The sequence below is a fragment of the Streptomyces sp. NRRL F-5123 genome, assembly GCF_000721495.1.
Classification (GTDB): Bacteria; Actinomycetota; Actinomycetes; order Streptomycetales; family Streptomycetaceae; genus Actinacidiphila.
The window spans coordinates 104,184-118,759 of sequence record NZ_JOHY01000007.1 but is presented as its reverse complement, the minus strand read 5'-3'; the positions used below and the strand labels follow the sequence as shown (position 1 = coordinate 118,759).

Genomic DNA, 14,576 nt, shown 5'->3' with positions numbered 1-14,576 from the left:
GACGCCGACGTGCGGTGGGGCGCCGTCACGGGGTGACCGCCGGGCGCGCGGGACGCGGGGCCGCGGCCGGGGCGGGCCAGGCGCGGGAGGCCGGCGGGAGGTGCACGGCCGTGTGCGGGAGGCTGCGTTCGAGGCGGAGCAGCACGGCCGCGGCGGTCAGGGCGGTGCCGGTCAGCAGCAGCCACGGCAGCCGCGGGTCCGCGGCGGCCAGCGCGGTGAAGAGGGACGGCGCCAGGATCATCGCGAGCGACCAGGACAGCTGGTAGGCCGCCAGATAGCGCCCGCGCAGGGCCTCGGGCGCCGCGGCGACGGCCAGCGAACTCGCCGCCGGGCTGTGCACGGTCTCGCCCGCGGTGTAGAGCGTGACCAGCGCCAGCAGCAGCCCCGTCGCCGCCCATCCGGCCGCGGGCCGCGCGGTGGCCAGCAGTCCCAGCCCCGCGAAGGAAGCGGCGAAGAGCACCGCGCCCAGAGCCGCCGCCCGGGTGCGGCGCGCCCCGCCCCGCCGGGTGAGCCGGGCGATGTGCACGCCGCCCGCGGCGCACAGCACGGTGTTGAGCGTGAAGGCCGCGCCGGTCAGCGCCTCCGGACCGTGCAGCGGGCCCGCGATGAAGAGCGGGAAGAGCACGCCGAGGGCCGAGTAGCCCAGCGCGGTGAGGAAGTTGACGCCGGTGAGGGCGAGGAAGGGGCGGTCGGCGGCGACCGCCCGGTAGCCCGCCCTCGGCTTCGCTTCCGCCGGGGGCGCGGCTGCTGCGCTCCGACGCCCCGCGGCGGGGGCGTGGACGCGGCGCATCAGCACGAAGGCGACGCCGAAGCTCGCCGCGTTCAGCCATGCCGCGAGCGCGAAGCCGCGGTCCCCGGCGAGCGAGACCACCAGCGAGGCGAGCAGTGCGCCCGCGCCCAGCCCGCCGTTGCGCAGCGCGCGGGACGCGGCCTGCAGCCTGTCCCGGTCCGCGCCCGCCGCCACCTCGCCGATCCAGGACTGCTGCACCGCGGGGAAGGCCCGGTCGCCGAGCGCGGTGCCGAGCGCGACGGCGGCGAAGGCGGGCAGCGCGGCGGCGAAGGGGTAGAGCGCGAAGCCGGTGCCCCGCACCCCGTACAGCAGGAGCTGCACGCGCCGGGCGCCGAACCGGTCCACCGCCGCGCCGGCCAGCGGCAGCCCCGCCATGCCGACCAGCCCCACCGCGCTCAGCACCGCGCCGACGGTGGCGAAGGACAGGCCCGTGAGGTGGTGGAAGAAGACCAGGCTGAAGGGCACGTACATGCCGGAGCCGACGGCGTCGACGGCCATCGCGGCGAGCATGGCCCGTTCGCCCGGCAGGCGGTCCTGCACGGGGTGACGGCGTCGCAGGGAGAAGGGCATGATGTGGCTCCCGGGTAGGTCGGCGCTAACTAGCTTAGCTCTAAGCTAGTTAGCGTCAAGCTACTTTCTTGCCGTCGAGTGGCGGCGCGCCCGATACTGAGGGGATGGGAGACGTTGCTGAGGGTGCTGGTCCCGCCGACGCGGGAGAAGCCGGTGATGCCGTTGACGCGATCACGGCGCAGTGGGCCGCCGAGCGGCCCGAGCTGGACACGCTCGCCATGGCCGTCTACGGGCGCGTCTACCGCATCGCGCGGGTGATGGGCGACCGGATGGAGGCGGAGTACCAGCGGTACGGCATCGGTCGGGGGGAGTTCGACGTCCTCGGGACGCTGCGGCGGGCGGGGGCGCCCCACACGCTGTCGCCGCGCGAGCTGTCCGCGACGCTCATGCTCACCACCGGGGGGATGACGGGGCGGCTCGACAAGCTCGAACGGGCGGGGCTGCTGGTCCGCTCGCCGGACCCGCACGATCGCCGCGGGCTCCGTGTGACGCTCACCGACCGGGGGGCCGAGGTGGTCGACCAGGCCCTCGTCGCGGGGCTCGCCGTCCAGCGCGACGCGCTTGCCGCGCTGGCTCCGGAGGAGGGGCTTCAGCTTGCCGCGCTGCTGCGGCGCCTGCTCGCGGCTTCCGCCGGGGTGTGAGGGCGCGGTTGCCGCGCCGAGCGGGGTGGGTGCTGCGGCTTTCCGCCGTGGGGGGTTGCGCGCAGGCTCCGCCTGGAAGGTGGCCCTTCCGCGCACCTGAGAAACGCTCGCCCCGCGCCACGGCGGCATCCTCCGCACGGGCTTGCATGTGCCGTGCAGGGCAACAGACCAGGGGCGCGGAGAACCGCGCGGCCAACTACAGGGAAGGGACGATCCCGCGACGGCGGAACGCGGCAACCCGGAGGGAGGGGGCGCATGGGGCACCCCCCGGGCGAAGCCCTGGGGGAGAACCGCGCGGGCAGCCCCCACCGGCGGACGGGCGCGCGGGCCACCGCAAGGGGCAGCCCCTCAGGCGTGAACCGCCGGGCAACCCCGCAGGGGTTACTTGCGGGACTTGTCCGTCACGATGACGAGGCCCGCGATGACGGCGAAAGCCACGATCGGGATGGCGACGTAGAGGCCGAGGGTCTGGGCCACGCTCAGACCGGAGCCCGGGTCGTCGCCGTCGTCGTGCGCCACCGCGAACGCCGGGGACGACAGCAGCATCAGCACCGTGGCGGTCGCCGTGACGACGCCGGCGCGCATGACCTTCTTGTTGAGCTTCTTGTCCACGTGGCCAATGTAGTGACCGCCTCCGCGGACCGCGCGCCCGGGGGTGCTTAAGAGGGGGGTGCGAGGGCGCGGCGGATCTCGTCGGTGAGGGCGTGCAGGCGGCGGGAGTCGGCGAGCTGTTCGAGGGCGAGCGGGTTGCCCTCCGGGTCGGCGACGGGAAGCCGCCAGTTGGGGTACTGGTTCCACGTTCCCGGCAGATTCTGGGGGCGGCGGTCGCCGACGCCGTCGCCCAGCCATACGCCGACCATCCGCGCGGGGGTGGCCACCAGGAAGCGGTGAACGGCCTTCACCACGGCCTCCTCGTCCGCCGCGCCCTCCGGGAGCAGGCCGAGCCGCCCGAGCAGGGCGATCCACTCGGCGACCTCCGCTGCGTCGTCCGCCTCTTCCTCCTCCAGGGGCCGGGTGAGCAGGCCCAGCCGGTGCCGCAGCCCGACGTGCTCGCCGGTCAGCCGGGCGGCGGTGCTCGGCAGGTCATGGGTCGTGGCGGTGGCCAGGCACGCCTCCCGCCAGTCACCCGGCAGCAGCGGCAGCGGCCGCCCGTCCGCTCCCGGGCCCCCCGCGGGATCCGGGCCCGCGGTGGAATCCGGGCCCGGGGTGGTGTCCGGGCCCGGGGTGGTGTCCGGGCCCGCGGCGGCGGCCGCGGAATCCGGCCCGCCCTCCGCAACCGCAACCGCAACCGCAACCGCAGCCGTATCCGCATCCGTCTGCGGCGCGGCCCCGCCGCCGTAGTCGCGCTCGAACCACAGCACCGATGTGCCGAGGATGCCGCGGTCGGCCAGCTCCTCCCGGACGCCGGGTTCGACCGTGCCCAGGTCCTCCCCGATGACGACGGCGCCCGCCTCGTACGCCTCCAGCGCCAGCAGGCCGAGGAGCGCGTCCGCGTCGTAGCGGACGTACGTGCCCTCGGTCGGGGGGCGGCCCTCGGGGACCCACCAGAGGCGGAACAGGCCCATGACGTGGTCGATGCGCAGGCCGCCGGCGTGGCGCAGCATGCGGGCGACGAGGTCGCGGTAGGGGGCGAAGCCGGTCGCGGCGAGGGCGTCGGGGCGCCAGGGCGGCAGGCCCCAGTCCTGGCCGCGGGCGTTGAACGCGTCCGGCGGCGCGCCGGTCGACATGCCCGCGGCCAGCACGTCCTGCATCGACCAGGCGTCGGACCCGGCGGGGTTGACGCCCACCGCGAGGTCGTGGACGACGCCGACGGCCATCCCGGCGTCCCGGGCCGCCCGCTGGGCCGCGGCGAGCTGGCTGTCGGTCAGCCAGCTCAGCCAGCAGTGGAAGTCGACCCGCTCCTGGTGCTCGCTGCGGGCGTGCGCCACCTGCGGCGAGCGCGGGTCGCGCAGGCCCGCGGGCCAGGTCCGCCAGTCGGGCCCGTGCAGCTCGGCGAGCATCGACCAGGTGGCGTGGTCGTCGAGCGCCCGGCCCTGTGCGGCGAGGAAGTCGGCGTACGCGGCGCGCCGCCCGGGGCTGAGCGGCACCTCCCGCAGCAGCTCCAGGGCCTGCGACTTCAGCTCCCAGACGGCGTCCCGGTCGATGAGGCTGTCCTTGAGCAGCACGGTGTCGCGCAGCGCCGCGGCCTTGGCCAGCAGTCGCGCGGCGGCGGCGCGCGCGTCGGGCGGCAGGTAGGCGTACTCCGGGATCTCCTCGATCCGCAGGTAGACGGGGTCGGGAAAGCGCCGGGAGGACGGGCGGTACGGCGACGGGTCGGTGGGACTCCCCGGTACGGCCGCGTGCAGCGGATTGATCTGCACGAACCCTGCGCCGAGCGCCCGCCCGGACCACGCGGCCAGCTCCGCGAGGTCGCCCAGGTCGCCCATGCCCCACGAGCGGCGGGAGAGCACGGAGTAGAGCTGCGCCATGAAGCCGAAGGTCCGCCCGCGCGGGCCCGCGAGCCGGGTGGGCGCCACGACCAGGTCGCCGCGGGCGGACCGCCCGTCCGGCGCGACCGCGCGCAGCCCGTAGCGCCCGGGGCGGCCCGGCAGGCGGCTCAGTGCCTCGCCCGCCGCGGTCTCCACGGTGACCTCGGTGCCGTCCGGCAGCCCGGTCAGCGGCTCGCCCGCGCGCAGCACCGTGCACGGCGGCAGCAGCCGCTGCGCGGCCCGCGCCTCGTACCCGGCGAGGGCGGCCCGTACGGCGTCGGGCGTGGACGCGTCCACGCCGAGGGCGGCGAGCACGGCCACCACCGTGTCCTCGGCGACCGCGACCTGCCGGCCGGGCGCGGGGCTGTACGTCACGTCCACACCGTGCAGCGCGGCAAGCCGTGCCCGGTCCATCGAGCCTCCGTGGTCCACTTCCGGATTTTTCCGGCCGATCACCTCAGCCCTACCCCTTCCGGGATGTGCCACACCCGTTGCGGTGGGTCATGGTGGGGTTCTCCCCACCCCCGGGAGGCCGGTGGACGCCATGGTTCACCCGGTCGGCACTCCGTAGCGTCGAGGACATGGCTGCACACGGCATCGTTCCCGCACCCGACACCTCCCCGCGCGGAGGTCCCCCCGGCGCATCCGCCGTCGAACTCCGCTCGGTCACCCGCACCTACGGGCGCGGCGACGCCGCCGTGCACGCGCTGCGCGGCATCGACCTCGCGCTGCCGCGCGGCAGCTTCACCGCCGTGATGGGGCCGTCCGGCTCCGGCAAGAGCACGTTCCTGCAGTGCGCCGCGGGCCTCGACCGGCCGAACGGGGGAGAGGTGCTGCTCGGCGGCGAACCGATCACCGGGCTCGGCGAGAACCAGCTCACCAAGCTGCGCCGCCGCCGTGTCGGCTTCGTCTTCCAGGCCTTCAACCTGCTGCCCTCGCTGACGGTGCAGCAGAACGTGCTGCTGCCGCTGCGGCTGGCCGGGGTCCGCCCCGACCGCCGCCGCGCGCAGACGCTGCTCGCGGAGGTCGGACTCGGCGGCCACGGGCGGCGCCGCCCCGGCCAGCTCTCCGGCGGCCAGCAGCAGCGCGTCGCGATCGCGCGGGCGCTCGTCACCGACCCGGAGGTGATCTTCGCCGACGAGCCGACCGGGGCGCTCGACACGGGCACGGCCCGTGAGGTTCTCGCGCTGCTGCGCCGCGCGGTGGACGCGCTCGGCGCGACGGTGGTCATGGTCACGCACGACCCGGTCGCCGCGTCCCACGCCGACCGCGTCCTCTTCCTCGCCGACGGCCGCCTCGCCGGGGAGCTCCGCTCCCCCTCCCCCACGGAGGTCGCCGACCGCATGGTCGCCCTGACAGCTTCCGCCGCCTCCGCCGCTTCCGCGACGGGGAGGGCGGCGTGATGCCCCGCCGCCGTCTCCCGGCTCCGCGCCGGGCGGGCGTTCTCGGGCTGCGCGTGCCGCGCGGGGCAGTCGTTCTCGGGGGCGCGTGGGGGTACCTCCCAGGCGAAGCCCTGGGGGAGAACCGCGCGCTCAGCCGTCCACCGGCCGGTGGTCCGGAGGGGACCGTACTGCCCCTTCGGGTCGGTGACGACCCGCGCGTGGGTGGGTGGTTGCTCGCGCAGTTCTCCCCCGTGGCTTCGCCTGGGGGTGCCCCCACGCAGCCCCTGGGGGTGCCCGGTGGGGCATCGCGCACCCGGTGCGGGGCTGGGGCGGGTGCCGCCACGGGGCACCTCCTCGGAATGCGCGTGCGACCTCATCCGTGCCCTCGACGGAGTCGACGCGCATTCCTGCGGGGGCACCCCGCACCGTCCCCCTCCGGGCAGGAACAGCGGCTGCCGGCCGGTGAGGGCGGAGAAGGGCTCGCCCGGCAGGGCATGGGCACCGCCGCACCGTCCCCCTCCGGCAGGAGGGCGGGTGACGGTGGTCGTCGGGCGAGGGGGGAGAGGACCGTCCTCCCCCGGGGACGGGGGCGGAAATGAACGGGCTCGCGCGGGCCTCCGTGCGGTTCCGGCCGGCCTCGTTCGCGGGGACGTTCGTCGCGCTGTTCTTCGCCGCGGTCGTCGTCACCGCGTGCGGGACGCTGCTGCAGACGGGCCTGACCGCACATGTCGCGCCCGAGCGGTACGCGCATGTGCCGGTCGTCGTCGCGCCGCATCCGGAGGCGCGGATCCACGTGGGGCACGGTGAGGACGCCGAGACGGAGAAGGAGCCGCTCACGGACACGCCACGGCTGGACGCCGGGCTGGCCGCGCGGGTAGCCGCGGAGCCGGGGGTGGCCGCGGCCGTCGCGGACACGGCCTTTCCCGTGCAGGGTGCCGGGCAGTCCGGGCTGACGGGGCGCAACTGGGCGGCCAGGGTCGTCGACGGCGCCGACGTCGTGCAGGGGCGCGCGCCCGGTGCGGGCGAGGTGGTGCTCGACCCCGCGACCGCGCGCGCCGCGCACACCGGCCCCGGACGTACCGTCACCCTCGGCACCCCCGGGGGTACCACGGCCTACCGGGTCGCCGGGCTCACCGCGCCCGGCGGGGCGCCCACCGCCTACTTCGCGGACGCCACCGCCTCGCGGCTGTCCGGCCACCCCGGGCTCGCCGACGCCGTCGCCGTGTTCGCGAAGCCGGGCGTGAGCACCGAGGCGCTCGCCGACCGGGCCCGGCACGCGGTCGGCGACGCCGCAGAGGTGCGCACCGGGGACGGGCGCGGCGCTGCGGAGCAGCCGCAGCTCGCCGAGGCGCGGGAGATGCTCACCGCGCTCGGCGGGTCCTTCGGCGGCATCGCCACCGCCACCGCGGTCTTCGTCGTGATGGGCACCGTCTCGCTCGCGATCGGCCAGCGCGGCCGGGAGATCGCGCTGCTGCGCGCGGTCGGCGCCACCCCGCGGCAGATTCGCCGCACCGTCGCCGCCGAGGCGCTGCTGGTCGCGCCGATCGCCGGTGCGGCGGGCATCCTGCCGGGCATCGCGCTGGCCCGCTGGTGGCTCGACCAGTTGGTGCACAAGGACGCGGTGCCGCACGGCGTGACCCTCTCGGTCGGCTGGATCCCGATGGTCTCGGCGGTCGGCGCCGGGCTGCTCGCCGCGCTCGTCGCGGGCCGGCTCGCCGCGCGCCGCCCGGCGAAGGCGCGGCCCAGCGCGGCGCTCGGCGAGGCGGCCGTGGAACGCCGGCGGCCCGGCGTGATCCGTACGGTGCTGGGCGTCGCGGCGATCGCGGGCGGGGTCGTGCTCGCGATCGTCGCCGCGCACACCACCGGTGACGACGCGGCGAGCGTCGCCCTCGGCGTCGTCTTCAGCTTCATGGTCGGCGTCGCGCTGCTCGGCCCGGTCGTGGCCTGGCTGGCGTCCGCGCTCCTCGGGCTCCCCCTGCGCGCCGGTGGTGCGCCGGGCGAGCTGGCGGCCGCCAACACCCGCGCCAACGCGCGCCGGCTCGCCTCCGCGATCACGCCCCTGGTGCTCGTCACCGCCTTCACGGGGACGCTCGTGTGGATGCAGAGCTCGGTCGCGCACGAGTCGTCCCGCCAGATCAGGGAGGGTGTCGTCGCCGACCAGGTGCTCGGCTCCGGCGGCCCGGGCCTGCCCGCCGACACCGCCGCGCGCGCCACGCGTACGCCCGGCGTGGACACCGCGGTCGGCCTGCTCCGCAGCGGGGGGCTCTACCGCTCGGGCGGCTCGCTCAACTCCACCAGTGTGCTGGGCGTCGACGGCGACCCCGCCGCGCTGCCCCGCGTCCTCGACCTCGGCGTCCGCGAGGGCTCCCTCGCCGCGCTCACCGGCGACGGGCGCACCGTCGCCGTCGACGCGCTGCTCGCCGGTACGGCCAAGGCGCACGTCGGCCACCGGATCTCGCTGTGGCTCGGCGACGGTACGCAGCTGCGGCCCACCGTCGTCGCCGTCTACAGCCGCGGCCTCGGCCTCGGTTCCCTGCTGCTGCCGCGCTCCGTGGTCGCCCCGCACGCCGCCGCCGCGCTCGACACGGAGGTGCTCGTGCACGACGCCCCGGGGGCGGAACCCGGCGCCGTGCGGCACGCCCTCGGACAGCTCGGCGTGCCCGGCCTCACGGTCACCGACCGCGCGGGCTACCGGGCGCAGGCCGATCGCGACCTCGAACTCAACGGCTGGGCCAACCGGGTCATGGCGGGGGTCCTCGGCGGCTTCGCCGCGGTCGCCGCGGCCAACACCCTCGTCATGACGGTCCTCGACCGCCGCCGCGAGGTCGCGCTCCTCCGGCTCGCCGGTACGACCCGGGCCCAGGTCCTGCGCATGCTCCGGGCCGAGGCTCTCGTCGTCGCCCTCGCCGGACTCGGCATCGGCGGGGCGATCGCCTGGACCACCCTCGTCCCCATCGCCCGCGGCCTCACCGGCGCCGCGCCTTACATCCCACCCACCCAGCCCCTCGCTCTCGCGGCCGCCGCCCTCACCCTCACCTTGGCCTCCACGTCCCTCCCCGCCCGCGCGCTGCTCCGCACGCCGCCGTCCGTCGGCGCCTGACCCCGCGCCTCCGGCCCGGGGTACCCACCCCCGCCACCCGTGCAGGTGATCACGGCAGCTTCTGTCCACCTGCGGGAGCGACTCGCCATCGGGGGGGAACCGCAGTCCCCCGGACATCACCCCTACCGGCGGGCAGCCGCCGACGAGGCGTCGGGTGGGGGCCGATCACCCCGCCCAACCTCACCGGTGGGCAGCCGCCGTCGAGGCGTCGGGAGGGGGTTGATGACCCACCCACCCTCACCGGCGGGCAGCCGCCGACACAATGCACGGGGAGGGGGCCGGTCGCCCCGCCCCCCACCGGCGGGCAGCCGCCGGCGAGACGTCGGGAGGGGGACGATCCGGGGGTGCCCCCGCAGGAATGCGCTTGCCAGTCCGGCACCGGACACGGACGAGGGCGAACGCGCATTCCGAGGAGGTACCCCCGGAGCGGCGCCCGGCCCCACCCCCACACGAACAGCGCGATGCCCCGCCGGGCACACCCAGGGGCGCGTGGGGGTACCCCAGGCGAAGCCCTGGGGGAGAACGGCGCGACCAGCCCCCGCCGGCGGCAAGATCGCGCAGCAAACCGCAACAGGCGCCTCGTGGCGCAAAAAAAGGGGGCGCCCCGCAAAGCGAGGCGCCCCCAGAAAAGAGCTACGGCAGCGTCGAGGCGATCAGGACGGACCCCGTCCCCGCCGGCGTGCCGCCAGGCGTGAGAAGGCTGACCTGCCCGAACAGCTGGCGCCCGGCGGGCGCGACCGCCGCAGCCACCACGTCAGCGGTGACCACCGCGGACGCACCGTGCGGCAACGACACCGGCGCCGCAGCCCCCACCGTCACCTGCCCGAGCGCAGCGGAGTAGTAGACGTCCTCGTACGCGTACGTCGTCGAGCCGGACGGCACCGAGTAGCCGTCCACCTCGAAGGTGTACTTGCCCGGCGCGGGGTTCGCGAGGCTCACGGACTCCTCCGCGTCCCCGTCCGCGCTCTGCGCGACGAGCACGCCGTCGCGGTAGACGTACAGGTCGAGGTCGGCCTGCTGGTCGGACGGCGAGCCGATCGAGACGTCGAGCCGCGAGACGCCCGTCGGCACGGTCAGGTTCGTCGTGCGGGTCTCGCCCTGGGCGATCGTGGGCGTGTCGGTGGCGGCGGAGCCGAGCGGCCCGCCGGCGACCGTACCACCGCTGATCGGCGCGAAGTCGTTCGTGACGGTCCAGCTCACGGGCGTCGGCTCGCCGACCTTCGCGCTGGGCAGCGTCTGCACCGCCGGGTCGAAGGCGGCCCCGAGGACGGCGACGTTCAGCGTGTAGGGGTTGTCGAGCTGCGGCGAGGTCCTGCGGGCCTCGACCTCGATCTCCCAGACGCCCGGCAGCGGCTGCGCGTACGACCGCAGGTCGGGGCGGCAGGTGTTGGCCGGGTTGTTGTAATTCGGGTAGCAGTCAGGGGTTTGGGTGGAGTCCAGCGGCACACCGTACGGGTGAATGGTGATGAAACGGGTCTGGCTGCCGGTCTTGAGGCCGCCCATGGAGACCTCCAGCGAGGTCGCCCCGGCCGGCACGGTGACGAAGTACGAGCGGGTGCTGTCGCGCTGGATCGTCCCGGAACGGGTGAGCGTGAAGGACGGGCCGGTCACCGGCGTGGAGACGATGACGGTCGCGGCGATCTGCGTGTCCGTGCCGGGCGTCAGCGGGTCGTCGACGTCGAGCAGTGCGCTGTGCACGCCCGCGGCGCGCGGCCGCGCGGTGACCTTGACCGTCACCGGCTTGTTCAGCGGCAGCGACACGACCGGGCTCGCGACCGAGAAGGTCCCGTCGTCGTACGCCCAGCGCAGGGCGTGCAGCAGCGCGTAGGACGGGCCGCTGGTGCGGGTCACGGTCACGGTGTAGGTGCGCTGCTGACCGGCGGTCAGGCCGCCCTCGCGGTCGTAGATGCCGGTGCCGTGGCCGGGCGTCTGCAGGTAGCTCGACAGCGTGGTGTCGACGGGCGCGCTGACCGTGTACGTGTCGGTGGTGCCGCCGCGCTTGAGCAGGTCCCACGCGGGCTGGACGGCGACGAGGCCGGCGCCCTGGTCGGCGGTCTGGAAGCCGGGGATCGTCCTGGCGGTGCTGACGAGCGCGGTGCGCAGCTGCGCCGGGGTGACGGTCAGGTGCCGGGCCTTGGCGGCGGACAGCAGCAGAGCGGCGGCGCCGGCGGCCTGCGGGGAGGCCATCGAGGTGCCCTGGAGCATCGCGTAGCCGGGCGGCAGGCTGTAGCCGGCCTCGGCGACGGGTGCGCCCGCCTCCCAGGTCGGGGTGGAGCTGATGGCGGCGCCGGGCGCGGTGATGACGGGCGCGAGGCCGCCGTCCTCGCGCGGGCCGCGCGCGGAGAAGGGCATCAGTGCGTAGGGCACGGTGGTCTGCGAGCCGTAGTTGGCGGCCCACGTCTCGCGGGAGATGGACGCGCCGACGCTCAGCACGTGGTCGGCCAGGCCCGGGTCGCTGATGGTGTTGACGCCGGGGCCGTCGTTGCCCGCGGAGATCACCAGCTGCACGCCGTAGGTGTCGATGAGCTGCTTGTAGAGCAGGTCGCGCGCGCTGGCGCCGTCGTTGAGCGAGCCGAGGCCGCCTATGGACATGTTGACGACGTCGACGTGGTGGTTGATCACCAGGTCGGCCATGCCCTCGGTGAGTGCGATGCTGGTGCAGCTGCCCGTCCAGGTGCAGGCGCGCGAGGAGACGATCTGCGCGCCGGGCGCGGCGCCGTCCATCGCGCCGCCGAACAGCCCGTTGGCGGCCGTGATGCCCGCGACGTGGGTGCCGTGCTCGGCCTCGACGACGCCGATGTTGACGAAGTCGGCCTTCTTGCCCACCCACGTGCCGCCGTAGGGGTCCATCGGGACGTCCTTGCGGATCTCGATGGTGAAGGGGACGGACTCGGAGATGGCGGTGGCCGGGTCGTCCGTGCCGAAGTGGCCGATCTGGTAGCCGTCCTTGTACGGCTTCATCGCGGTCTCGTCGGTGAAGTCGCCGTCGTTGTCGAGGTCGACGCGCACGGTGCCGGCGGCCTGGTCGTACAGCACGCCCCACACGTCGGTGGTGTCGCCGTCGCGGTTGAGGTCGCCGTTCGCGTCGCCGCCCTTGGTGGCGGCCTCGGCGAAGGTGCTGAAGGAGTAGCTGCCCGCGGGCGCGGCCCAGGTGCGGCCGGAGACGGTGAAGGACGGGCCGGACACGGCGGTCACCATGGGGCGCCAGGTGGCGTCGCCGTCCAGGATCGGGTCGGTCGAGGTGACCCAGTCGACGATCTTGCGCTGCCCGGTCGTGGTCTTCTGCAGTGCCGGGTGGCCCACGTCGACGCCGGAGTCCAGGATGCCGATGGTGATGCCGCGGCCGTCCGCGGCGGGGTTGTGCTTGACGAAGTCCACCGCGCCGGTCTCGAAGGCCGGCTGGTAGGGGTTCGCGGCCGGGGTGCGCTTGTCGGGGCCCGGGTAGGTCTTCGCGGGCTTGCCCTGGTGGCGCGCGGCGGCGGTGGTGTCGGCGGACGGCGTCGGGTCGTCGAGCTGGATCTCCTGCTTGAGGTCGATCGCCAGCACCTGCGGGAGCTTCTGCGCGGCGCCGAGGGCCGCGTCCGCCTTGGCGGTGGGCACGGTCGCGCGGACGTAGCCGAGCTGGTCGTACGTCCGGCCGATGCTCGCGCCCTGGGCGTGCAGTCGGGAGCTGATCTCCGCGGTGCTGCCGGGCTTGCCCGCGACCATGAAGGTGACGCTCTTGTCGCCGTCCGCCTTGGCCTTGGCGAGCGCCTCGGCGTCGGCGGCACCGAGCTTGTCGTCGGAGTCCTTGCCGGGCGCGCCGGTGCCGTCGGGGGCGGTGGGCGCGGCGGTCGCGGGCGTCGTGGCGGGCAGCGCCGGTGCGGGGGCGTCGGCGGCCGCGAGCGCGGGGCTCGCGGCCGTGAGGGCGGCCACCAGGCCCGCGGCGAGCGCGAGCCGGGCCGTGCGTCTGGTGCCGGATATGTGAACGAGAGGCATGGGCATCCCTGGTCGGGCCGTCGTGACGGTGTACGGGAATCGGAAAGACTTGCGGAACAGACCGTACGGATCGTCACCCTGCCGGGGAAAGCCGCTCTTTGTGGTGCGTTGACCCTCGCTTGGTGCTCCGCTGACGTGTATCCGCCAGTACCGGAGGTGCCATACCGGCGCAAAGGCCGCACTCTTGCCGCGGGTGGGCCGCGGGTGGGCCGCGGGTCAGCGCGGCGTCACCACGACGTAGGCGGCCGCGAGTTGGTCGGCCGCGGCGACCAGCGCGGTCCGCACCACGGCCGCCTGCCGCGCGCACGCGTCCCGCAGCTCGGCGGGCGTGACGTGCACGAGCGTGATGCCGAGCGCTTCGAGCCGGTCGCGCTGCCGGACGGTCCGCGACCACACCTCGTCGTCCCGGAAGACCGTCTCCGGCTGCCACACCTCCGTGTCCCAGGACCCGCTCCCGCCGTACGGGTCGGCGTAGAGGTCTCCGGTCGCGTCGCCGTCCATTGCCACGCTGTGGCCCATTGCCACGCCGTCATCCGTTGCCGCGCCGTCGTACGCGCCCGGTCCGTACGTTGCCGGGCCGTACGTACCCGGTCCGTCGTACGGGTCGGGGCCGTCGTGGCGCGGGTCGATCGCGAGGGCCACGCCGTGGTCGGGCCAGTACGCGTCCACCGCGCCCAGCGGCGGGCCGCCGGGGAGGCGCAGTTCGACGTTCCAGACCGGGTCGGGCAGCGCGTGGTTGCGCACCATCGCGTAGAGCCGCTGCTCGGCCACGCGACGGTCGGCGCCGTGCAGCGCCCCCACCGCGTCGGCCACGTGCGGGTGGTCCAGCAGCCCGGCCGCGCCCAGTTCGCGCATCACCGCGGCGGCGTCGCAGTACCCGCCGCGCACGGCCTCGGCCAGCAGCCGCCGCACCGACCGGGCGTCGTCCAGGCTCCCCACGGTGTCGGCCAGCGCGCGCGGCACGGGCGCGCAGGGCAGCCCGGCCACTTCCTGGGCCGGGGGGAGGACGCGGGCACGATGCACGGTCACCTCGCCGGCGTCCCGCAGCCGCCGCTGCCGGGGCACCAGCACGTCGATCCCCAGCAGCGCCGACAGCGGCGGCACGCACGCGAAGCCGTGCAGCGCGAGCGCGGCCAGGCCGGTCACCATGGCCTCGCGCCCGCCGCCGGGAGCCGGGCCGGACGGGACGGAGGAGCCAGGAGCACCCGAAGGGCTTGAAGCCGGCGAAGCACCCGCAGGGCCGGAAGCCCCCGCACCGCCCGGCGTGTTGCCGCGCCCGCCGGGCTCGCGGCCCGCGTACAGCAGCGCCGCCCGGAGCCGCTCCCGGTCGCCGGGCGCGCCCGGCCGCAGCAGGTAGACCTGCGGCAGCAGCTGCCGCCAGGGGCCGCCCGGCCGGCAGCGCTCGGCCACGACGGACGCCGGGACGCCGTGCGCGCGCAGCCGGCGCAGCGTCATGACCGGCTCGTCCGCGGGCAGTCTCGGGTCGGGGACGCAATCGGCGGGGTCGGCAGCGCCCTCGCCGTACCCGGCGCGGGAAGAGTGCCCGGCTGCGGTGGGGGAGGAGGGCGCGGCTGAGGGGCGGGGGCCGCGGGAGTCGCGGGGACCATGGGGGAGGCGGGGGTTCACGTTCATGGCGACGTCGTTCCC

The 14,576-nt window shown here is 75.8% G+C and carries 8 protein-coding genes; 3 read left to right on the top strand and 5 right to left on the bottom strand.

All coding sequences use genetic code 11. From position 1 onward, the window contains the following. Nucleotides 1-25 precede the first annotated feature (25 nt). Nucleotides 26-1,360 (bottom strand): MFS transporter, encoded by a 1,335-nt coding sequence (locus IH54_RS0108910; RefSeq protein WP_052397227.1) that lies wholly within the window; start codon nt 1,358-1,360, stop codon nt 26-28. Nucleotides 1,361-1,464: 104 nt separating this feature from the next. On the opposite strand from IH54_RS0108910, the gene IH54_RS0108905 reads away from it, so the two are divergent. Then, nucleotides 1,465-2,001 (top strand): MarR family winged helix-turn-helix transcriptional regulator, encoded by a 537-nt coding sequence (locus IH54_RS0108905; protein ID WP_031514624.1) that lies wholly within the window; start codon nt 1,465-1,467, stop codon nt 1,999-2,001. Between the two features lie 381 nt (nt 2,002-2,382). On the opposite strand, the gene IH54_RS0108900 is transcribed toward IH54_RS0108905, so the two are convergent. Together IH54_RS0108900 and malQ are read right to left on the bottom strand one after the other, a co-directional pair. Then, entirely contained in the window at nt 2,383-2,613 is a 231-nt protein-coding gene (locus tag IH54_RS0108900) for a hypothetical protein (RefSeq protein ID WP_107060128.1), read from the bottom strand. A 47-nt stretch (nt 2,614-2,660) separates the two neighbouring features. Then, the gene (malQ, locus tag IH54_RS0108895; RefSeq protein WP_031514620.1) at nt 2,661-4,883 is read right to left on the bottom strand and encodes a 4-alpha-glucanotransferase; all 2,223 of its coding nucleotides are present in this window, start codon (nt 4,881-4,883) and stop codon (nt 2,661-2,663) included. Between the two features lie 167 nt (nt 4,884-5,050). On the opposite strand from malQ, the gene IH54_RS0108890 reads away from it, so the two are divergent. Further along, nucleotides 5,051-5,872: an ABC transporter ATP-binding protein gene (locus IH54_RS0108890; protein ID WP_031514618.1), complete on the top strand. Its 822-nt coding sequence runs from the start codon at nt 5,051-5,053 to the stop codon at nt 5,870-5,872. Between the two features lie 574 nt (nt 5,873-6,446). Beyond that, complete coding sequence (locus IH54_RS0108885; protein ID WP_031514616.1) at nt 6,447-8,951, top strand: FtsX-like permease family protein; 2,505 nt, start codon at nt 6,447-6,449, stop codon at nt 8,949-8,951. 633 nt (nt 8,952-9,584) lie between these two features. Here IH54_RS0108885 and IH54_RS0108880 read toward each other — a convergent pair. Beyond that, nucleotides 9,585-12,929 carry a S8 family serine peptidase gene (locus tag IH54_RS0108880; protein ID WP_159011718.1) on the bottom strand — a complete coding sequence of 1,115 codons (3,345 nt, stop codon included), beginning with the start codon at nt 12,927-12,929 and terminating at the stop codon, nt 9,585-9,587. Between the two features lie 216 nt (nt 12,930-13,145). Continuing rightward, nucleotides 13,146-14,384: a hypothetical protein gene (locus tag IH54_RS0108875; RefSeq protein WP_043180270.1), complete on the bottom strand. Its 1,239-nt coding sequence runs from the start codon at nt 14,382-14,384 to the stop codon at nt 13,146-13,148. Nucleotides 14,385-14,576: the final 192 nt, after the last annotated feature.